Origin of the sequence: Crassaminicella profunda (genome assembly GCF_019884785.1) — a bacterium.
Taxonomy (GTDB): domain Bacteria; phylum Bacillota; class Clostridia; order Peptostreptococcales; family Thermotaleaceae; genus Crassaminicella; species Crassaminicella profunda.
In genome coordinates this window covers 2,140,090-2,155,018 of record NZ_CP082326.1, presented here as the reverse complement: position 1 = coordinate 2,155,018, position 14,929 = coordinate 2,140,090, and the positions used below count along the sequence as shown (strand labels likewise).

Annotated in this window: 12 protein-coding genes and 1 riboswitch; all 12 genes read left to right on the top strand. The window is 32.7% G+C overall.

Annotated elements, in window-relative coordinates; all coding sequences use genetic code 11:
* Positions 1-10 precede the first annotated feature (10 nt).
* The 12 genes from K7H06_RS10255 to panF all read left to right on the top strand — a co-directional run bounded on the left by K7H06_RS10255 (position 11) and on the right by panF (position 14,918).
* Positions 11-1,279 carry an MFS transporter gene (locus tag K7H06_RS10255; protein ID WP_223039768.1) on the top strand — a complete coding sequence of 423 codons (1,269 nt, stop codon included), beginning with the start codon at positions 11-13 and terminating at the stop codon, positions 1,277-1,279.
* 113 nt (positions 1,280-1,392) lie between these two features.
* Entirely contained in the window at positions 1,393-1,932 is a 540-nt protein-coding gene (locus tag K7H06_RS10250) for a TDE2712 family protein (protein WP_223039767.1), read from the top strand.
* 71 nt (positions 1,933-2,003) lie between these two features.
* Positions 2,004-2,085, top strand: a riboswitch (ZMP/ZTP riboswitch).
* Positions 2,086-2,148: 63 nt separating this feature from the next.
* Positions 2,149-4,383: a formate C-acetyltransferase gene (gene pflB / locus K7H06_RS10245; RefSeq protein WP_223039766.1), complete on the top strand. Its 2,235-nt coding sequence runs from the start codon at positions 2,149-2,151 to the stop codon at positions 4,381-4,383.
* A gap of 15 nt (positions 4,384-4,398) precedes the next feature.
* Entirely contained in the window at positions 4,399-5,103 is a 705-nt protein-coding gene (pflA, locus tag K7H06_RS10240) for a pyruvate formate-lyase-activating protein (protein ID WP_223039998.1), read from the top strand.
* A gap of 520 nt (positions 5,104-5,623) precedes the next feature.
* A complete protein-coding gene (locus K7H06_RS10235; protein WP_246637681.1) occupies positions 5,624-6,631 on the top strand; it encodes a TAXI family TRAP transporter solute-binding subunit in 1,008 nt (335 codons plus the stop codon).
* Between the two features lie 15 nt (positions 6,632-6,646).
* Positions 6,647-7,177 (top strand): DUF1850 domain-containing protein, encoded by a 531-nt coding sequence (locus K7H06_RS10230; protein ID WP_223039764.1) that lies wholly within the window; start codon positions 6,647-6,649, stop codon positions 7,175-7,177.
* Between the two features lie 132 nt (positions 7,178-7,309).
* Positions 7,310-9,253 carry a TRAP transporter permease gene (locus tag K7H06_RS10225; protein WP_223039763.1) on the top strand — a complete coding sequence of 648 codons (1,944 nt, stop codon included), beginning with the start codon at positions 7,310-7,312 and terminating at the stop codon, positions 9,251-9,253.
* Positions 9,254-9,395: 142 nt separating this feature from the next.
* On the top strand, positions 9,396-10,136 hold the full coding sequence (locus tag K7H06_RS10220) for a YebC/PmpR family DNA-binding transcriptional regulator (RefSeq protein WP_484795926.1): 741 nt from the start codon (positions 9,396-9,398) through the stop codon (positions 10,134-10,136).
* Between the two features lie 200 nt (positions 10,137-10,336).
* Positions 10,337-10,735, top strand: coding sequence for a nucleoside-diphosphate kinase (gene ndk, locus K7H06_RS10215; protein ID WP_223039762.1), 399 nt, complete (start codon positions 10,337-10,339; stop codon positions 10,733-10,735).
* A 154-nt stretch (positions 10,736-10,889) separates the two neighbouring features.
* On the top strand, positions 10,890-12,875 hold the full coding sequence (locus tag K7H06_RS10210) for a methyl-accepting chemotaxis protein (protein WP_223039761.1): 1,986 nt from the start codon (positions 10,890-10,892) through the stop codon (positions 12,873-12,875).
* Between the two features lie 232 nt (positions 12,876-13,107).
* A complete protein-coding gene (locus K7H06_RS10205; RefSeq protein ID WP_223039760.1) occupies positions 13,108-13,410 on the top strand; it encodes a YhdT family protein in 303 nt (100 codons plus the stop codon).
* A gap of 17 nt (positions 13,411-13,427) precedes the next feature.
* Positions 13,428-14,918, top strand: a complete 1,491-nt coding sequence (panF, locus tag K7H06_RS10200; protein ID WP_223039759.1) for a sodium/pantothenate symporter — start codon at positions 13,428-13,430, stop codon at positions 14,916-14,918.
* Positions 14,919-14,929 lie beyond the last annotated feature (11 nt).

Sequence of the window (14,929 nt, the reverse complement as noted above, 5' to 3'; positions counted from 1 at the left end):
GGAATAAATCATGGATTATACGAAATTAGATCAGCAAAAAACTATAAAAGCGCCTTTTTTTTATGGATGGGTGATTGTATTTATAGGATCAATGGGATTATTTTTTTCAGGACCAGGGCAAACTTATTCTGTTTCTGTTTTTATTAATTCTTATGTAGATAGCTTTGGATGGAGTAGAACAATGATTTCTAGTTTATATTCTGCTGCTACTCTTATCTCTGGATTGACATTATCCTATATGGGAAAATTAATAGACAAAATAGGGCATAGAAAGATGATTTCGGTTGTTCCTATTATTTTAGGATTTATTTGTTTGTGGATGAGTTTTGTAGCAAATCCTATGATGATTTTTGTAGGTTTTGTATTTTTAAGACTTTTTGGACAAGGGACAATGTGTCTAATTCCCTATACTCTGGTACCTCAGTGGTTTATAAAACGAAGGGGTTTTGCTTTAAGCTTATTAGCTATAGGAAGTGTATTAGGATCAGCAGTATTTCCTCCACTGAATAATTGGTTAATTGTAAATTCAGGTGTAGGATTTGCTTGGAGATTTTGGACTATATTACTCATAGGGGTTATGGCTCCTTTAGGGTGGATTCTTGTAAGGAATAGACCGGAAGATGTTGGGTTATTACCAGATGGAGAGAACAAATTTATTGAAAAAAATACTTTTGTTGAGTCAGATACATTAGAAAGATCTTTGACATTAAAGGAAGCTATGAAGACACGTACATTTTGGCTTATGCTATTTTGTATGGTTATTCCATCTATGATTAATACAGGACTTATTTTTCATATGGTTTCTATGATAGAAATAAAAGGTTTTACATCAACCTTTGCAGCTTCTTTATTAAGTATTACAGCAATTATACAATTTCCTCTTACCTTTTTAGCAGGATATTTATTAGATAAGATAAAAGTGCGTTATGTAAAAGCTGTGAATTATTGGGTTTTAATTAGTGCAATGGGGGTGCTTCTTTATGCAAAAAATCAGCATATTCTTTTTGCCTATGCAGTTTTAAATGGTGTTTTTGTTGCTTTTGACTCTGTGAGTACAGGTGTATGGTGGCCAAATTACTTTGGAAGAAAGCATTTAGGCAGTATAAGAGGTTTTTCTATGACAGCTATTGTTGTTGGTTCAGCACTAGGACCTTTACCTTTTGGTTTTGCTTATGATTTATTTCATGGATATAAAGAAATTATACTATTGATGATGATCATACCTGCTCTTGGAAGTATAGCTGCCTTTATTGCATCACCTCCTAAATATGAAAAATAAAAAAATATAACTCATTAGAGAAGGATTCGGAATATTTATTATACTTTGATTTGAAAGAAAATATAGCGTATAATAAATAAAAGGAAAAATTTTGAAAGAAAGGGGTAGTGGGGATGATCAAGAGAATAAAAACAAATTTAGATGTGATGGAAGGAATGTTATATTTTTGGCAGGCTACAAGTGAAAAAGAAAAAGTTGGAGAGAGTTATATCAATGACATTTCAAACATTCCTTTAATGAGTTATTTTTATGATAGTGAATTCACGAAAGAATCGGTAAGAAAAGTTTTAAGCGCTATTTCAAATAGAGAGATGCTCTCAAGTAAGAATAAAAAAGAAGGAAGATTTTGGAATTATCATATGTGGATGCTAGAAGATTTAGAATATACAAATATGATGGTACAACCTTTAAAAGTTCTGAATTTAGATTATTTGGTTGAAAAATTAAATAATTTAGGAAACTGTGCAAAATATGAAGAAATTGAAGTGATATTTTTACCTGGACATTTGGATGAATACAAAATTATTGATAATAAGCTGATTATCAATTTTTTCAGAGTGAAGCCAGATTTATATGAGGACAAGACATGGATAGGAGAGAAAGACCTTGTAGAATTTGTTGAAGAAAAACTACAGGAGTTGCTTGAAGCGTAAAAAATTATTTTCCCCAAATTATTGACAAAAAATGCGTCTGTTGGTATGATAAGCATAGATCATTTTTATGAAACAAATCACATGACTGGCGGAAGTGGAATAAACCACATGGGAGTGTGATTTTGAGAAATGCCGACCGCCTGGGCGACAAGTCCAGGGGGTCTTTCTATTTTTTGAGACCTCCGACTTGTTCATCTAAGTCAGGGAGGGATTTTTATGTTAAGAAAAGAATGGACAGGATTTATACAAGGGAATTGGACAGAAGAAATAGATGTAAGAGATTTTATACAAAAAAATTATACTCCTTACGAAGGGGATGAAAGCTTCTTAGGGGGGATTACAGAAAAAACTGAAAAGGTATGGAATATTTGTAAAAATATGTGTCAAGACGAATTAAAAAAAGGAGTACTTGACATTGATACAAAAAATGTTTCAGGAATAGATAATTTTAAGCCAGGCTATATAGATCAGGAAAATGAAGTTGTTGTAGGACTGCAAACAGATGGGCCATTAAAGAGAATTGTCAATCCTTTCGGTGGTATTAGAATGGCAAAGTCTGCTCTTGAGTCTTATGGATATGAAATGGATAGTGTGATGGATGAGGTATTTCAAAATTATAGAAAGACTCATAATCAAGGAGTATTTGATGTATATCCAAAAGAGACAAAAATAGCAAGATCTGCAGGACTTCTGACAGGCCTTCCAGATGCTTATGGAAGAGGACGAATTATAGGGGATTATAGAAGAATTTCACTTTATGGAATAGACTTTTTGGTAGAGGAAAAAATAAAGGATCTTGAAAATTTAAAGGGAGCTATGAATGAAGAGCTCATTAGAAAGAGAGAAGAGGTAGCAGAACAAATAAAAGCATTCAAGAAAATAAAAAATATGGCACTTACTTACGGAATAGATATTTCAAGACCTGCTCAAAATGCTAAAGAAGCCGTTCAATTTATATATTTTGGATATTTAGCAGGTATAAAAGAAAATAATGGTGCTGCTATGTCTCTTGGAAGAGTCAGTACTTTCATTGATATATACATTGAAAAAGATTTGAAAAATGGTGTTATATCTGAAAGAGAGGCGCAAGAAATCATTGATCAATTTGTCATAAAACTTAGAATGGTAAGACATTTAAGAACACCAGAGTATAATGAATTATTTGCAGGAGATCCAAATTGGATTACGGAGGCTATTGGAGGAATGGGAATTGATGGAAATACCTTGGTTAGTAAAACGTCTTTCAGATTTTTGCATACTTTGACCAATTTAGGTTCATCGCCAGAACCCAATATAACTGTTTTATGGTCTGAAAAACTTCCTGAAAACTTCAAAAAATATTGTACGAAGATGTCTATTATGACGGATTCTATTCAGTATGAGAATGATGATATTATGAGACCTATTTATGGAGATGATTATGGCATTGCTTGTTGTGTTTCAGCTATGAAGCTTGGAAAGCAGATGCAGTTTTTTGGTGCTAGATGTAATCTTGCAAAAGCTCTTTTATATGCAATTAATGGTGGGATAGATGAGAAAAAAGGGACTTTAGTTGTACCTGATATTGAAAAAAATGAAGATGACGTATTAGATTATAATAAAGTAAAAGAAAATTATTTTAAAGTTTTAGAATATGTAGCCAAGCTTTATGTAAATACCATGAACATTATTCATTATATGCATGACAAATATGCATATGAAGCAGGACAAATGAGTTTACATGATACAGAGGTTGGTAGAATTATGGCTTTTGGAGTGGCAGGTTTATCAGTAGCAGCAGATTCATTAAGTGCAATAAAATATGCAAAAGTAAAACCTATTAGAAACAGGGGCATAGCAGTAGACTTTCAAATAGATGGAGAATTTCCTACGTATGGAAATGATGATAATCAAGTAGATGAAATAGCTGTTGAAATTGTGAAGAAATTTATTAAAGAATTGAAAAAACATAAGACCTATCGAGATGCAGAACATACTTTATCAGTACTTACGATTACTTCAAATGTGGTATATGGTGAAAAGACAGGAGCAACACCAGATGGAAGAAAAATGGGAGAAGCTTTTGCACCAGGAGCTAATCCTATGCATGGAAGAGACAAAAATGGTGCGTTGGCATCCCTCAATTCTGTTGCAAAGATTCCTTATAAGGATGTTTGTCAAGATGGGGTTTCAAATACATTTACAATAGTACCTGAAGCCTTAGGGAAAGATGAAAAGAATAGAATTAATAATTTAGTATGCATATTAGATGGGTACTTTTCTCAAGGAGCACATCATTTGAATGTAAATGTGTTAAATAGAGAAACCCTTATAGATGCTATGGATCATCCTGAAAAGTATCCAACACTTACGATTAGAGTATCTGGTTATGCTGTTAATTTCAATAGGCTTACAAGAAAACAGCAGCTAGAAGTAATCAGTAGAACATTCCATGAAAATATGGTTGTATAGAAGGGGGATTGTATGATAGGAAGAATTCATTCTATTGAGAGTATGGGACTTGTAGATGGTCCTGGCATAAGAACGGTAGTATTTTTTCAAGGGTGCAAGTTAAGATGTGCCTATTGTCACAATCCAGATACTTGGGATGTTCATAAAGGAAAAGAAATAGCAGTTAATGAACTTATGAAAAAAGTGTTAAGATTTAAACCTTATTTCAAGACTTCAGGAGGAGGGATAACCTGTTCAGGAGGCGATCCCCTCGTGCAGCCTGAGTTTTTAATAGAGTTTTTGAAATCATGTAAAGAACATGGTATTCATACAGCTTTAGATACATCTGGCTTTGGAAACGGAAAATATGAAGAAATACTAAAGTATACAGACTTAGTAATTTTAGATGTAAAACATGTAAATGGAAATGGATATAAGAAATTGACAGGTGGAAATATTGAAGCATTTGAAAAATTCAAAGAAGCTTTAATAAAGACATCTGTGAAACTATGGATAAGACATGTGGTTGTTCCAGGAATAACAGACAGTAAAGAGCATATAAAGAAACTTAAAAAGATTATAAAAGAGTTTGAAAATGTAGAAAAAATTGAATTGCTTCCCTATCATCATTTAGGTATTAATAAATATGAAAAAATGGGAATATGCTATAAACTAGATGGGGTTCAACCAATGAGTAAAGAAAGAACGTTGGAACTTGAAAAATATTTAAATATTGTTTAAAAAACTTGATTCCTCTACTGAGGAATCAAGTTTTTTTGTGTGGTTATTTGTAACAATATAAAAAATGTACAAGACATATATAATATAAGATACTGCAATTAATATAAAGAGCAACTTCATATATTTACCTTTGTTTCCATAAAAAACTTGACTGAAACACAGAAATATTCTATAATCGAATTAAAGAAAATATTTTCAAAATTCAACAAGATGAAAGTTTCGACATAAAGACCTTTAATGAAACAAAACACGAGGTATTTATAGTTTGTATGTAATTCCTAATAGTAGCAAAGATAATAGATTCTGTCCCAGCATAGTAAACATATCAACTTAGGGCAATACAACATAACATAAGGGTTTATTGTTCTGGAGTTTTATTGTTTTTGTAAAAAAATAAGTTTATTCAGCAGTTGTATAGTTATGCAACTGACTATATAAAGGGGGAACGGAGGTTTGATAATATAAAAGATTAGATTTTTCAAAATGAAATGATTAATAAATAATTGGAGGAGGAAAAATGATGAAAAAGAAATTTAAATTATTAGCATTGTTAACAGTATTTGTTATGGTGATTGGATTATTTGCTGGATGTGGAAGTAAACCAGCAGATACAGAAGCACCAGCTGAGGATGCAGGTAGTGAGTCTGCAGAACAAGTTTTTGTTAACATTGGAACAGGTGGAACAGCTGGTACATATTTCCCACTAGGTGGAGCTTTTGCTGAAATTTGGAATAATAATATTGAAGGAATTAATGCTACTGCTCAAAGTACAGGGGCTTCAGTGGCAAATATTAACTTATTAAAAGATAAAAAAGTTGAAGTTGTTATTGTACAAAATGACATTGCTTGGTATACAGGAAATGGAGCAGAAATGTTTAAAGACAAGAAATATGAGGATATAAGAGGATTATGTACAATGTATAATGAGCCACTTCAAATTGTTACTACTGATCCAAGTATCAAATCAGTAAAAGATTTAAAGGGTAAAAGAGTTGCTGTAGGAGCAATTGGTAGTGGTGTTGAAGCAAATGCTAGACAAATTATAGCAGCTGCTGGATTTGATTTTGAAAAAGATATTGATGCTAAATTCCTTTCATTTGGGGAAGCATCCACAGGTCTTAAGGATAAGCAAGTAGATGCAGCATTCTTAACAGCTGGAATTCCTACTGCTGCTATTCAAGACCTTGGCGCACAACATGATGTACATGTAGTACCTATTGATGATGAAGTAGCAAATAACTTAATGGAAAAATATAAATTCTTTACAAAATTCACAATTCCTGCAAACACTTATAAAGGACAAACGGAAGATGTACAGACTTTAACAGTTAAAGCAATGTTAGCTGTAAATGCAGATTTAGATGAAGATTTAGCATATAATCTAGTAAAAACTATTTACGATAATCATGATAGAGTAGTAGCTGCTCATAATGTAGGTAAATATATTACAAAAGAAACAGCATTAGACGGAATGAGTGTTACAGTACATCCAGGAGCACAAAAATTCTTTGATGAAGAAGGAAAATAAGGAGTTTGAAGAACTTTGTATGACTTTAAAGAAAAGGGCAGCTTAGGAAAAAAGATTAGCATTTTATGTATTGTTCTAATCTTGATGGTGTTAGGAGTAACAAACTTTGTTAAAGATGAAAAAGTTTTGATTATTGAAGATGTGGATCATCCTATGAAAACGGAACTATACCTTCCAGATGGAGAGTTTACTTTAGGATATATTCATTCCGTTTTACTAACACCAGCAGAAGAATATTTTTCTGTAGCTGATAATAATCAGTTAAAGCTTTACAAAACCATATATGAATCTTTTGGAGTAGGTCTTCCATATTCTCAAGAAAAATGGGATTTTGATATAAAGGATGGAAAATTTATATTAAAGATACAAAGGGTTACTGATGTAATTCATTTAAGAGTATCTCCCATTCCAAAACATTGGGTGAGTATTGGGAAAGATCGTTATGAGCTAATTGATTTAGTAAAAGTACCAGAAGATTTAGTAAAAATATATGTAGTTGATCAGTGGGGTTTTAAAATCAGAAAAAAATTTATTAAGTTGTTTTAAACTACATAATATTCTCAAACCTCTTTAAGAGAGGTTTGAGAATCATTTTAAATTTTCATAAAAGTTTTTGAAGGATAAAAACTATGTTGACAGAGTAGCAACAAGATAAGATGTTGCGAAAGGGGATGGACCATGGAAGAAAATAGACAGTTTCAGTTAGAGGAAGCAGGAAATGCAAAAGACATTTTAAGACAGTATGATAAAGGTTCAGACTATCGTGAATTAAAAGGATTTGGGGCTAAGATTATTTCAGCTATTTTAATATGTTTTACGCTTTTTCAATTATATACAGGGGTGTTTGGTGTGCTAGATGCAATGCTTCAAAGGGCAGTTCATCTTGCTTTTGGTTTGTGTTTAGTATATCTTTTGTATCCATCTAGAAAGAGTTGGTCAAGAGAGAAAATGCATCCAGTGGATATGGCTTTAGCCATTATTGCAGCAGCTGTATGCATGTATGTAGTAGTATTTTATAAAGATTTAGTGTTAAGGGCAGGAACTGTAACAAGCCTTGATATGATTGTAGGACTTATTGCCATTGTTTTGGTGCTAGAAGCAGCGAGACGTGTAATAGGATGGCCAATGGTTATTATTGCACTGTTGTTTATTGCATATGCTTTATTTGGGCGAAGTATTCCAGGAAAGTTAGCCCATAGAGGCGTTGATATGGAAAACTTAGTGCAACAATTGTTCTTTACTACAGAAGGTGTATTTGGTATACCAATAGGTGTATCATCAACTTTTATTTTTATGTTCTTACTTTTTGGATCATATCTTGAAAAAACAGGTATGGGAGAATTCTTTATAGATGCTGCAAATGCAATTGCTGGTTTTGCAGCAGGTGGACCTGCAAAGGTAGCAGTAATTTCTAGTGGATGTATGGGTACCCTTACAGGAAGTTCTGTTGCTAATGTTGTTGGTACAGGAAGTTTTACCATTCCTATGATGAAAAAATTAGGATACAAAAGTGAATTTGCAGGAGCTGTTGAAGCTACTGCTTCTACAGGTGGACAGTTGATGCCTCCAATTATGGGAGCTGCAGCCTTTTTGATGGCTGAATTTACGAATACTCCATATGTGAGAGTAATTACAGCAGCTGCTATTCCTGCCTTATTATATTATTTTGGAGTGTTTTCTGGAGTGCATTTTGAAGCAAAGAAGCTTGGGTTAAAAGGAATTCCGAAAGAAGAACTTCCTAAAATTGGGGGTATTATGAGAGAGAGAGGTCATCTTTTAATACCAATTGTTTTTGTCATTTATTTATTAGTTGCAGGGTATACACCTATTAGAGCAGCATTAGGAGCTATTGCTTCATCTATTATATGTGCTGGACTTAAGAAAGAAACAAGACTTAGTTTTAAAGATATTCTTGATGGTCTTGAAAAAGGTGCTAGAAGTGCATTGACAGTGGTATCTGCTTGCGCTTGTGCAGGGATTATTATTGGTGTGGTTACTCAAACAGGTTTAGGATTAAAAATGGGGTCAATGCTCGTAAGTATAGCAAATGGTAAACTTTTATTAACATTATTTTTTACCATGATTACTTCTTTAATACTTGGAATTGGTGTGCCAACTACTGCAAATTATGTAATTACCTCTACTATTGCAGCACCGGCTCTTTTGATGATGAAAGTGCCTATTTTAGCAGCACATATGTTTGCTTTTTACTTTGGAATCATAGCCGATGTAACGCCGCCTGTGTGTCTTGCAGCTGTTGCGGGTGCAGGTGTAGCTAAATCAGAACCTATGCGAACAGGGGTGCAGGCAGCAAGACTTGCTATAGCAGCCTTTCTAATCCCTTATATTTTTGTATATAGTCCACAACTTCTATTGATTGATGTATCAATTGTTCAGGTAATATTCATTGTTATAACAGCATTGATAGGTATTGTGAGTGTTGCAGCAGCATTGACAGGATATTTTAAAGCAAATATGTCTATTATGGAACGCTTATTGTTTGCTATAGGTGGAATTCTTCTAGTAACTACTGATTACAGATTAAATGCTCTAGGGGCAATTGTTATTATAGGAGGATATATGATTCAAAGGTCTAAAAGCAAAAAGGAAGTAATTGCCTAAATTAAAAGAAATAAAATAATGATTTATTGAAGAGAATCCTAAAGTTGGGATTCTCTTTTGAATAGGAGTGTTTGCTGTTTATTTACTTAAATTTCATTTTATGATAGAATTAGGTTTGTAAATTGCGTAGAAGGATTAAGGAGTGATAAAAAAGATGGGTAGACACGGAACCATTGCGAACAGAAAAAATAAACAAGATGCAAAAAGAGCTCAGATATTCACAAAGTATGCAAGGCTTATTATTGTTGCAGCAAGAGAAGGTGGAGCAGATCCAGAATATAATGCATCACTTAAAAATGCAATAGATAAAGCTAAATCTATTAACATGCCAAATGATAATATCAATAGAGCTGTTAAAAAAGGTGCAGGCGGAACAGATGGTGATAACTTTGAAAGAATCACCTATGAAGGATATGGTCCAAATGGAACGGCTGTTATTGTAGAAGTGCTTACAGATAATAGAAATAGAACTGGTAGTAACATAAGATACTATTTTGATAAGCATGGTGGAAATTTAGGAACACCAGGTTGTGTAGGCTATATGTTCGATAGAAAAGGACAAATCCTTATTGAAAAGAAAGAGAATTACGATGAGGATGAACTAATGGAAGCAGCATTAGAAGCTGGAGCTGAGGATTTCATCACAGATGATGAAGAAGTTTTTGAAGTATTATCAGCACCAGAAGATTTTTATGATGTAAAAAATGCATTAGCTGAAAAAGGATATGAACTTCTAGAAGCTGATGTAAATATGATTCCTCAAACAATGGTAAATCTTGATAAAGAAGGACAAATCAAAGCAATGAATAAGTTGATTGATGCTCTTGAAGATGATGATGATGTACAACAGATTTATCATAACTGGGATATGCCAGAGGAATAGATAAGGATTTATGAATAATGATCAATACACCTTTTATGTAGATTATTTTAAATAACATAAAAGGTGTATTTTTTATGTGTCAAAAATAAAAAAGTTTTATTTTTGTACATCTAAAGATAAAAGAATAGGGAAAAATATAAAAAGTATTTAAAAATCAATAAATCGGGTATTAAATATTAAAAGGAAAAGGAGGAAGAATATTGGAAAGAATATTAGTGATTATAAAGCCTGATGGCGTTGAAAGAGGTTTGATTGGGGAGATTATTAGTAGATATGAGAAAAAAGGATTAAATATAGTAGAATGTAAAATGATCAAAGCAGATAGAGAGATTTTAGAAAAACATTATATTGAACATAAAGGCAAATTTTTCTATGAAGATTTAATTACTTATATGATGAGAGGAAAAGTGTTGGTGATGATCCTTGAGGGAAACAATGTAATACAATTGATTAGAAAAATGCATGGAAGTACAAATCCTTTAGATGCAGAGGTAGGAACAATAAGAGGAGACTTTGCAAATAGGAAGACTGAAAATATTGTACATGCTTCTGATTCAAAAGAATCTGCTGAGAGGGAAATAGCTATTTGGTTTTCCTAAAAAATAGATGCTGACATAAATTTGTTAGCATTTTTTCTTTTTTTTTTTGAATTAAAAAATGTTAATAAATTAATTGACAATTTTCGATAAAACATATAAAATAATGACAGTTTTCATAGAAAATGGAAAAAAGTATAAAAAGGAGAGTGGATTTGTGAAGAGTATAAAAACAAAATTGATTATTTATTTTTCAATTTTACTCTTATTTGTAAGCGGGGGATTAGGAATTATTGCCTATATTTATTCTAGTAATTCAATTGTGAATAATGTAAAAGAAACTTTGCCTCAAATAACCAATGAAGTAACAAGAGTTGTTGAAACTAGAATAGACAGTGAATTTAAGCAATTGGAAATTATTGCAGGAAGAACGCGTATTAGAGATAAAAATAATCCAATAGATGATAAAGTTTTAGCACTTCAAGAAGAAATAAAGAGAAGTGAATATTTGATTATGGATGTAGTAGATAAGAATGGTTATGCAATAGCGACAAATGGTAAGAAATATGATTTAAAAGATCGAGTGTATTTTCAAAAGGCTATTAAAGGAGAGCGAGTAGTAACAAAACCAATTGTTAGTAAAGAAGATGGTTCCTTGATTATGGCCTTTGCTGTTCCTATAAAAGATAATAAGCAGATTACAGGTGTACTTGTAGCAATAATGGACGCCAATGTTTTAAGTGAAATGGTTGAAGCTGTTATTTACGAAAAAACAGGATATGCATATATAATAGATGAAAAAGGAACTATTATAGGACATAAAAATAGAGATTTTGTATTAAAAGAATATAACTTAATAGAAAATGATAAAAATTCAAAGGGGCTAGTAGGATTAACACAAGAAATGATTGCAGGGAAAAAAGGTGTAGGAGAGTATGATTTCTTAGGAGCCCATAAACTTATGGGATATACGCCTATAAAAGGAACAACGTGGTCGTTGGCTGTTACATCTTCTACAAAAGAAAGTTTAGGAATGCTTCAAGATATGAAGATGAAATTTTTATGGGCAATAGGGGTATTCTTATTAATAGGAGTGATTGTTGCATACTTCATAGGAAAAGCTATTGCAATGCCAATTATTTTAGCTACAGAGCATGCCCAGGTAATTGCTAGTAGAGATTTAACAAGGGAAGTACCAGAAGCATTTTTAGCTAAGAATGATGAAGTTGGAAAATTAGCAAAAGCATTTCACTATATGACTAACAATATGAGAGAATTGATCTACAATATAATAGAATCTTCAGAACATGTAGCATCATCTTCTGAAGAATTAACAGCTATTTCAGAGCAATCTGCAAAAGCTACAGAAGAAGTAGCAAGAACAGTTGACGAGATTGCTCAAGGGGCAACAGAACAAGCAAAAAATACAGAAGAAGGTTCTTTTAAAACAATAGAGTTAGGAAAAATAATAGAAAAAGATCAATATTATCTGATGGAATTAAATACATCATCAGAAAGAGTGATGGGATTGATTCATGAAGGACAAGAAATCATTAAGGATTTAGCAGAAAAAACAGATGAAAGTGAATGTGCTACAAAAGAAATTTATGAAGGAATTTTAAAAACAAATGAAAGTTCAGCACAAATAGGCTATGCAAGTAATGTGATTACATCTATAGCAGAACAAACCAATTTATTAGCATTGAATGCAGCCATTGAGGCTGCTAGAGCTGGAGAGGCAGGAAAGGGATTTGCAGTAGTAGCAGAAGAAATTCGTAAATTAGCAGAACAATCTACTGCATCAACAAAAGAAATAGATGAAGTGGTAAAAGAATTGCAGATGAATGCGAAGGCTTCTGTTGAAATAATGGAAAAGGTAACACAAATCACCAATAAACAGGTAGAAAAAGTTGAAATTACAAAGGAAAAATATAATCAAATTGGGAAGGCCATAAACAGAACAAAGGAAGTAATTGAAAAACTGAATATTTCTGGAAAAGAAATGGAAAAGAAAAAAGAAGAAATCATTGCTATTATGCAAAATTTATCAGCTATTGCAGAGGAAAATGCGGCAGGTACAGAGCAAACTTCTGCTGTAACAGAAGAACAAAGTGCGTCAATGGAAGAAATAGCAAACTCTAGTGAAGGTTTGACACAACTTGCACAAGAACTTCAACAAGTAATTTCAAAATTTGAAATTTAATAGACATAACACCTATGAACTCAACCATAGGTGTTTTTTTCAACTAAATTTTTCGTATATTCTGAAGTAAAAATTTCAAAAAACAGCAATACTAGTCTATATGAGAAGGTTGTTTAAAAAGTATTTGACAGGAATCTGTAGCCCTTATATTATATAAAGGGATTAGGGTCAAAAGAATAGATGATTATGTTTTAAAATGATGAAAATTGTGACTAAAAAAGGAGGTTGAATCATGGATGATCATAAAAAAGAAGGATTTATAGAAGATCCTAGATATAAACAATGTAATAAAGAAGCTTTAATGGGTATCGGTTTAGGGATTTTAAATTTGATATGGTGGTATGTTTTTGGATATGGTTTAGGCTCAAAAGCACCAGAAGATTATACTTATATAATGGGTCTTCCTATGTGGTTTTTTATGAGTTGTATTGTGGGAGCAGTACTTTTTTCAAGTTTAGCAATTATTATGGTAAGTAAATTTTTTAAAGATATGCCACTAGACAAAATAGATTTAGAGGATGAGGATAATATATAGAAGAGGTGAGCTTGTAGATGACAAATATTCATTGGAACGTTTTGGTGCCATTAATACTTTATTTTTTAGGTGTATTTTTAATAGGTTTTTATAGTATGCGATTTGTAAGTAGTGCTCAAAAGGATGAAGGCCATAATGGTTTTTTATCAGAATATTTAGCAGGTGGAAGAGATCTTGGAGGATTTGTGTTGGCTATGACATTAGTCACTACATATTTAAGTGCAGGAAGTTTTATAGGGGGTCCTGGAGCTGCTTATACTTTTGGAATGGCTTGGGTTTTTTTAGCTATGACCCAAATGCCTACGGGTTATTTTACCCTTGCAGTTTTAGGAAAAAAATTTGCTATTGTTGCTAGAAAAATTAATGCAGTAACGATTACAGACTTTATTAGAGAACGATATAAAAATGATGCATTAGTGATTCTGTGTTCTCTATCTATTATCGCATTTTTTATTGCAGCAATGGGAGCTCAGTGGATTGGTGCAGCTAGATTGATTGAAGGTTCAGTAGGTATTCCTTATAAGGTAGCCCTTATATTTTTTGCAATAACCGTTTTAATTTATACCACAATAGGAGGCTTTCGTGCAGTTGCGCTAACGGATACACTACAAGGGGTAATTATGACTATTGGTACCATAGCCCTGTTCATAGCAACCATCCATGCTGGAGGCGGCGTATCTAATATTATTCAAAAGATGTATGAGATCAATCCAGGACTCATTACGCCATACAGTATTAAAGAAGGATTTGCTACAAAGGCTTGGGTTACATCCTTTTGGATTTTAGTAGGCTTTGCTGTTGTAGGACTACCTAGTGTAGGAATGCGTGCTATGAGTTATAAAGATAGTAAGAGTTTAAAGCAAGGTATTATTTATGGGACAGTTGTTTCTATCGTGTTAATATTAGGAATGCATTTAATAGGTGCCTTTGGGATTGTTGTAGTTCCTGGAATTGAATCAGGAGATTTAGTGATTCCAACTATAACAACAAAATTATTTCCAGCATGGATTGCAGGAGTTATTTTAGCAGGACCATTAGCGGCTGTCATGTCAACAGTAGATTCGCAACTGTTGATTGTAGTAGGGGCTATTGTAAACGACTTATATGCAAATTATATGAATCCTAGTATTAAAAAGGATGGAAGAAAAACTGCCAAAATTAGTTTTGCAAGCACCCTTATTGTTGGAGTTTTAGTATTTATGACTGCATTTAATCCGCCGCCTATTATGGTTTGGTTGAATCTTTATGCTAATGCAGGATTGATTTCAACTTTTCTTTGGCCAATCATATTAGGTTTATACTGGAAGCGGGCAAATGCACCAGGGGCTTTTGCTTCGATCGTTACAGGTGTAGGAACTTATGTTTTATTTAGTAAGGTATGGCCAAGACCATTAGGAATGCATACCATTGGAATGCCACTCATATTATCTCTGATAGCATTTGTCATTGTAAGTGTAAGTACAAAAAAACCATCAAAGGAAATTATCAAGAATTTCTGGGGAATCTAAAGAAGACTGCC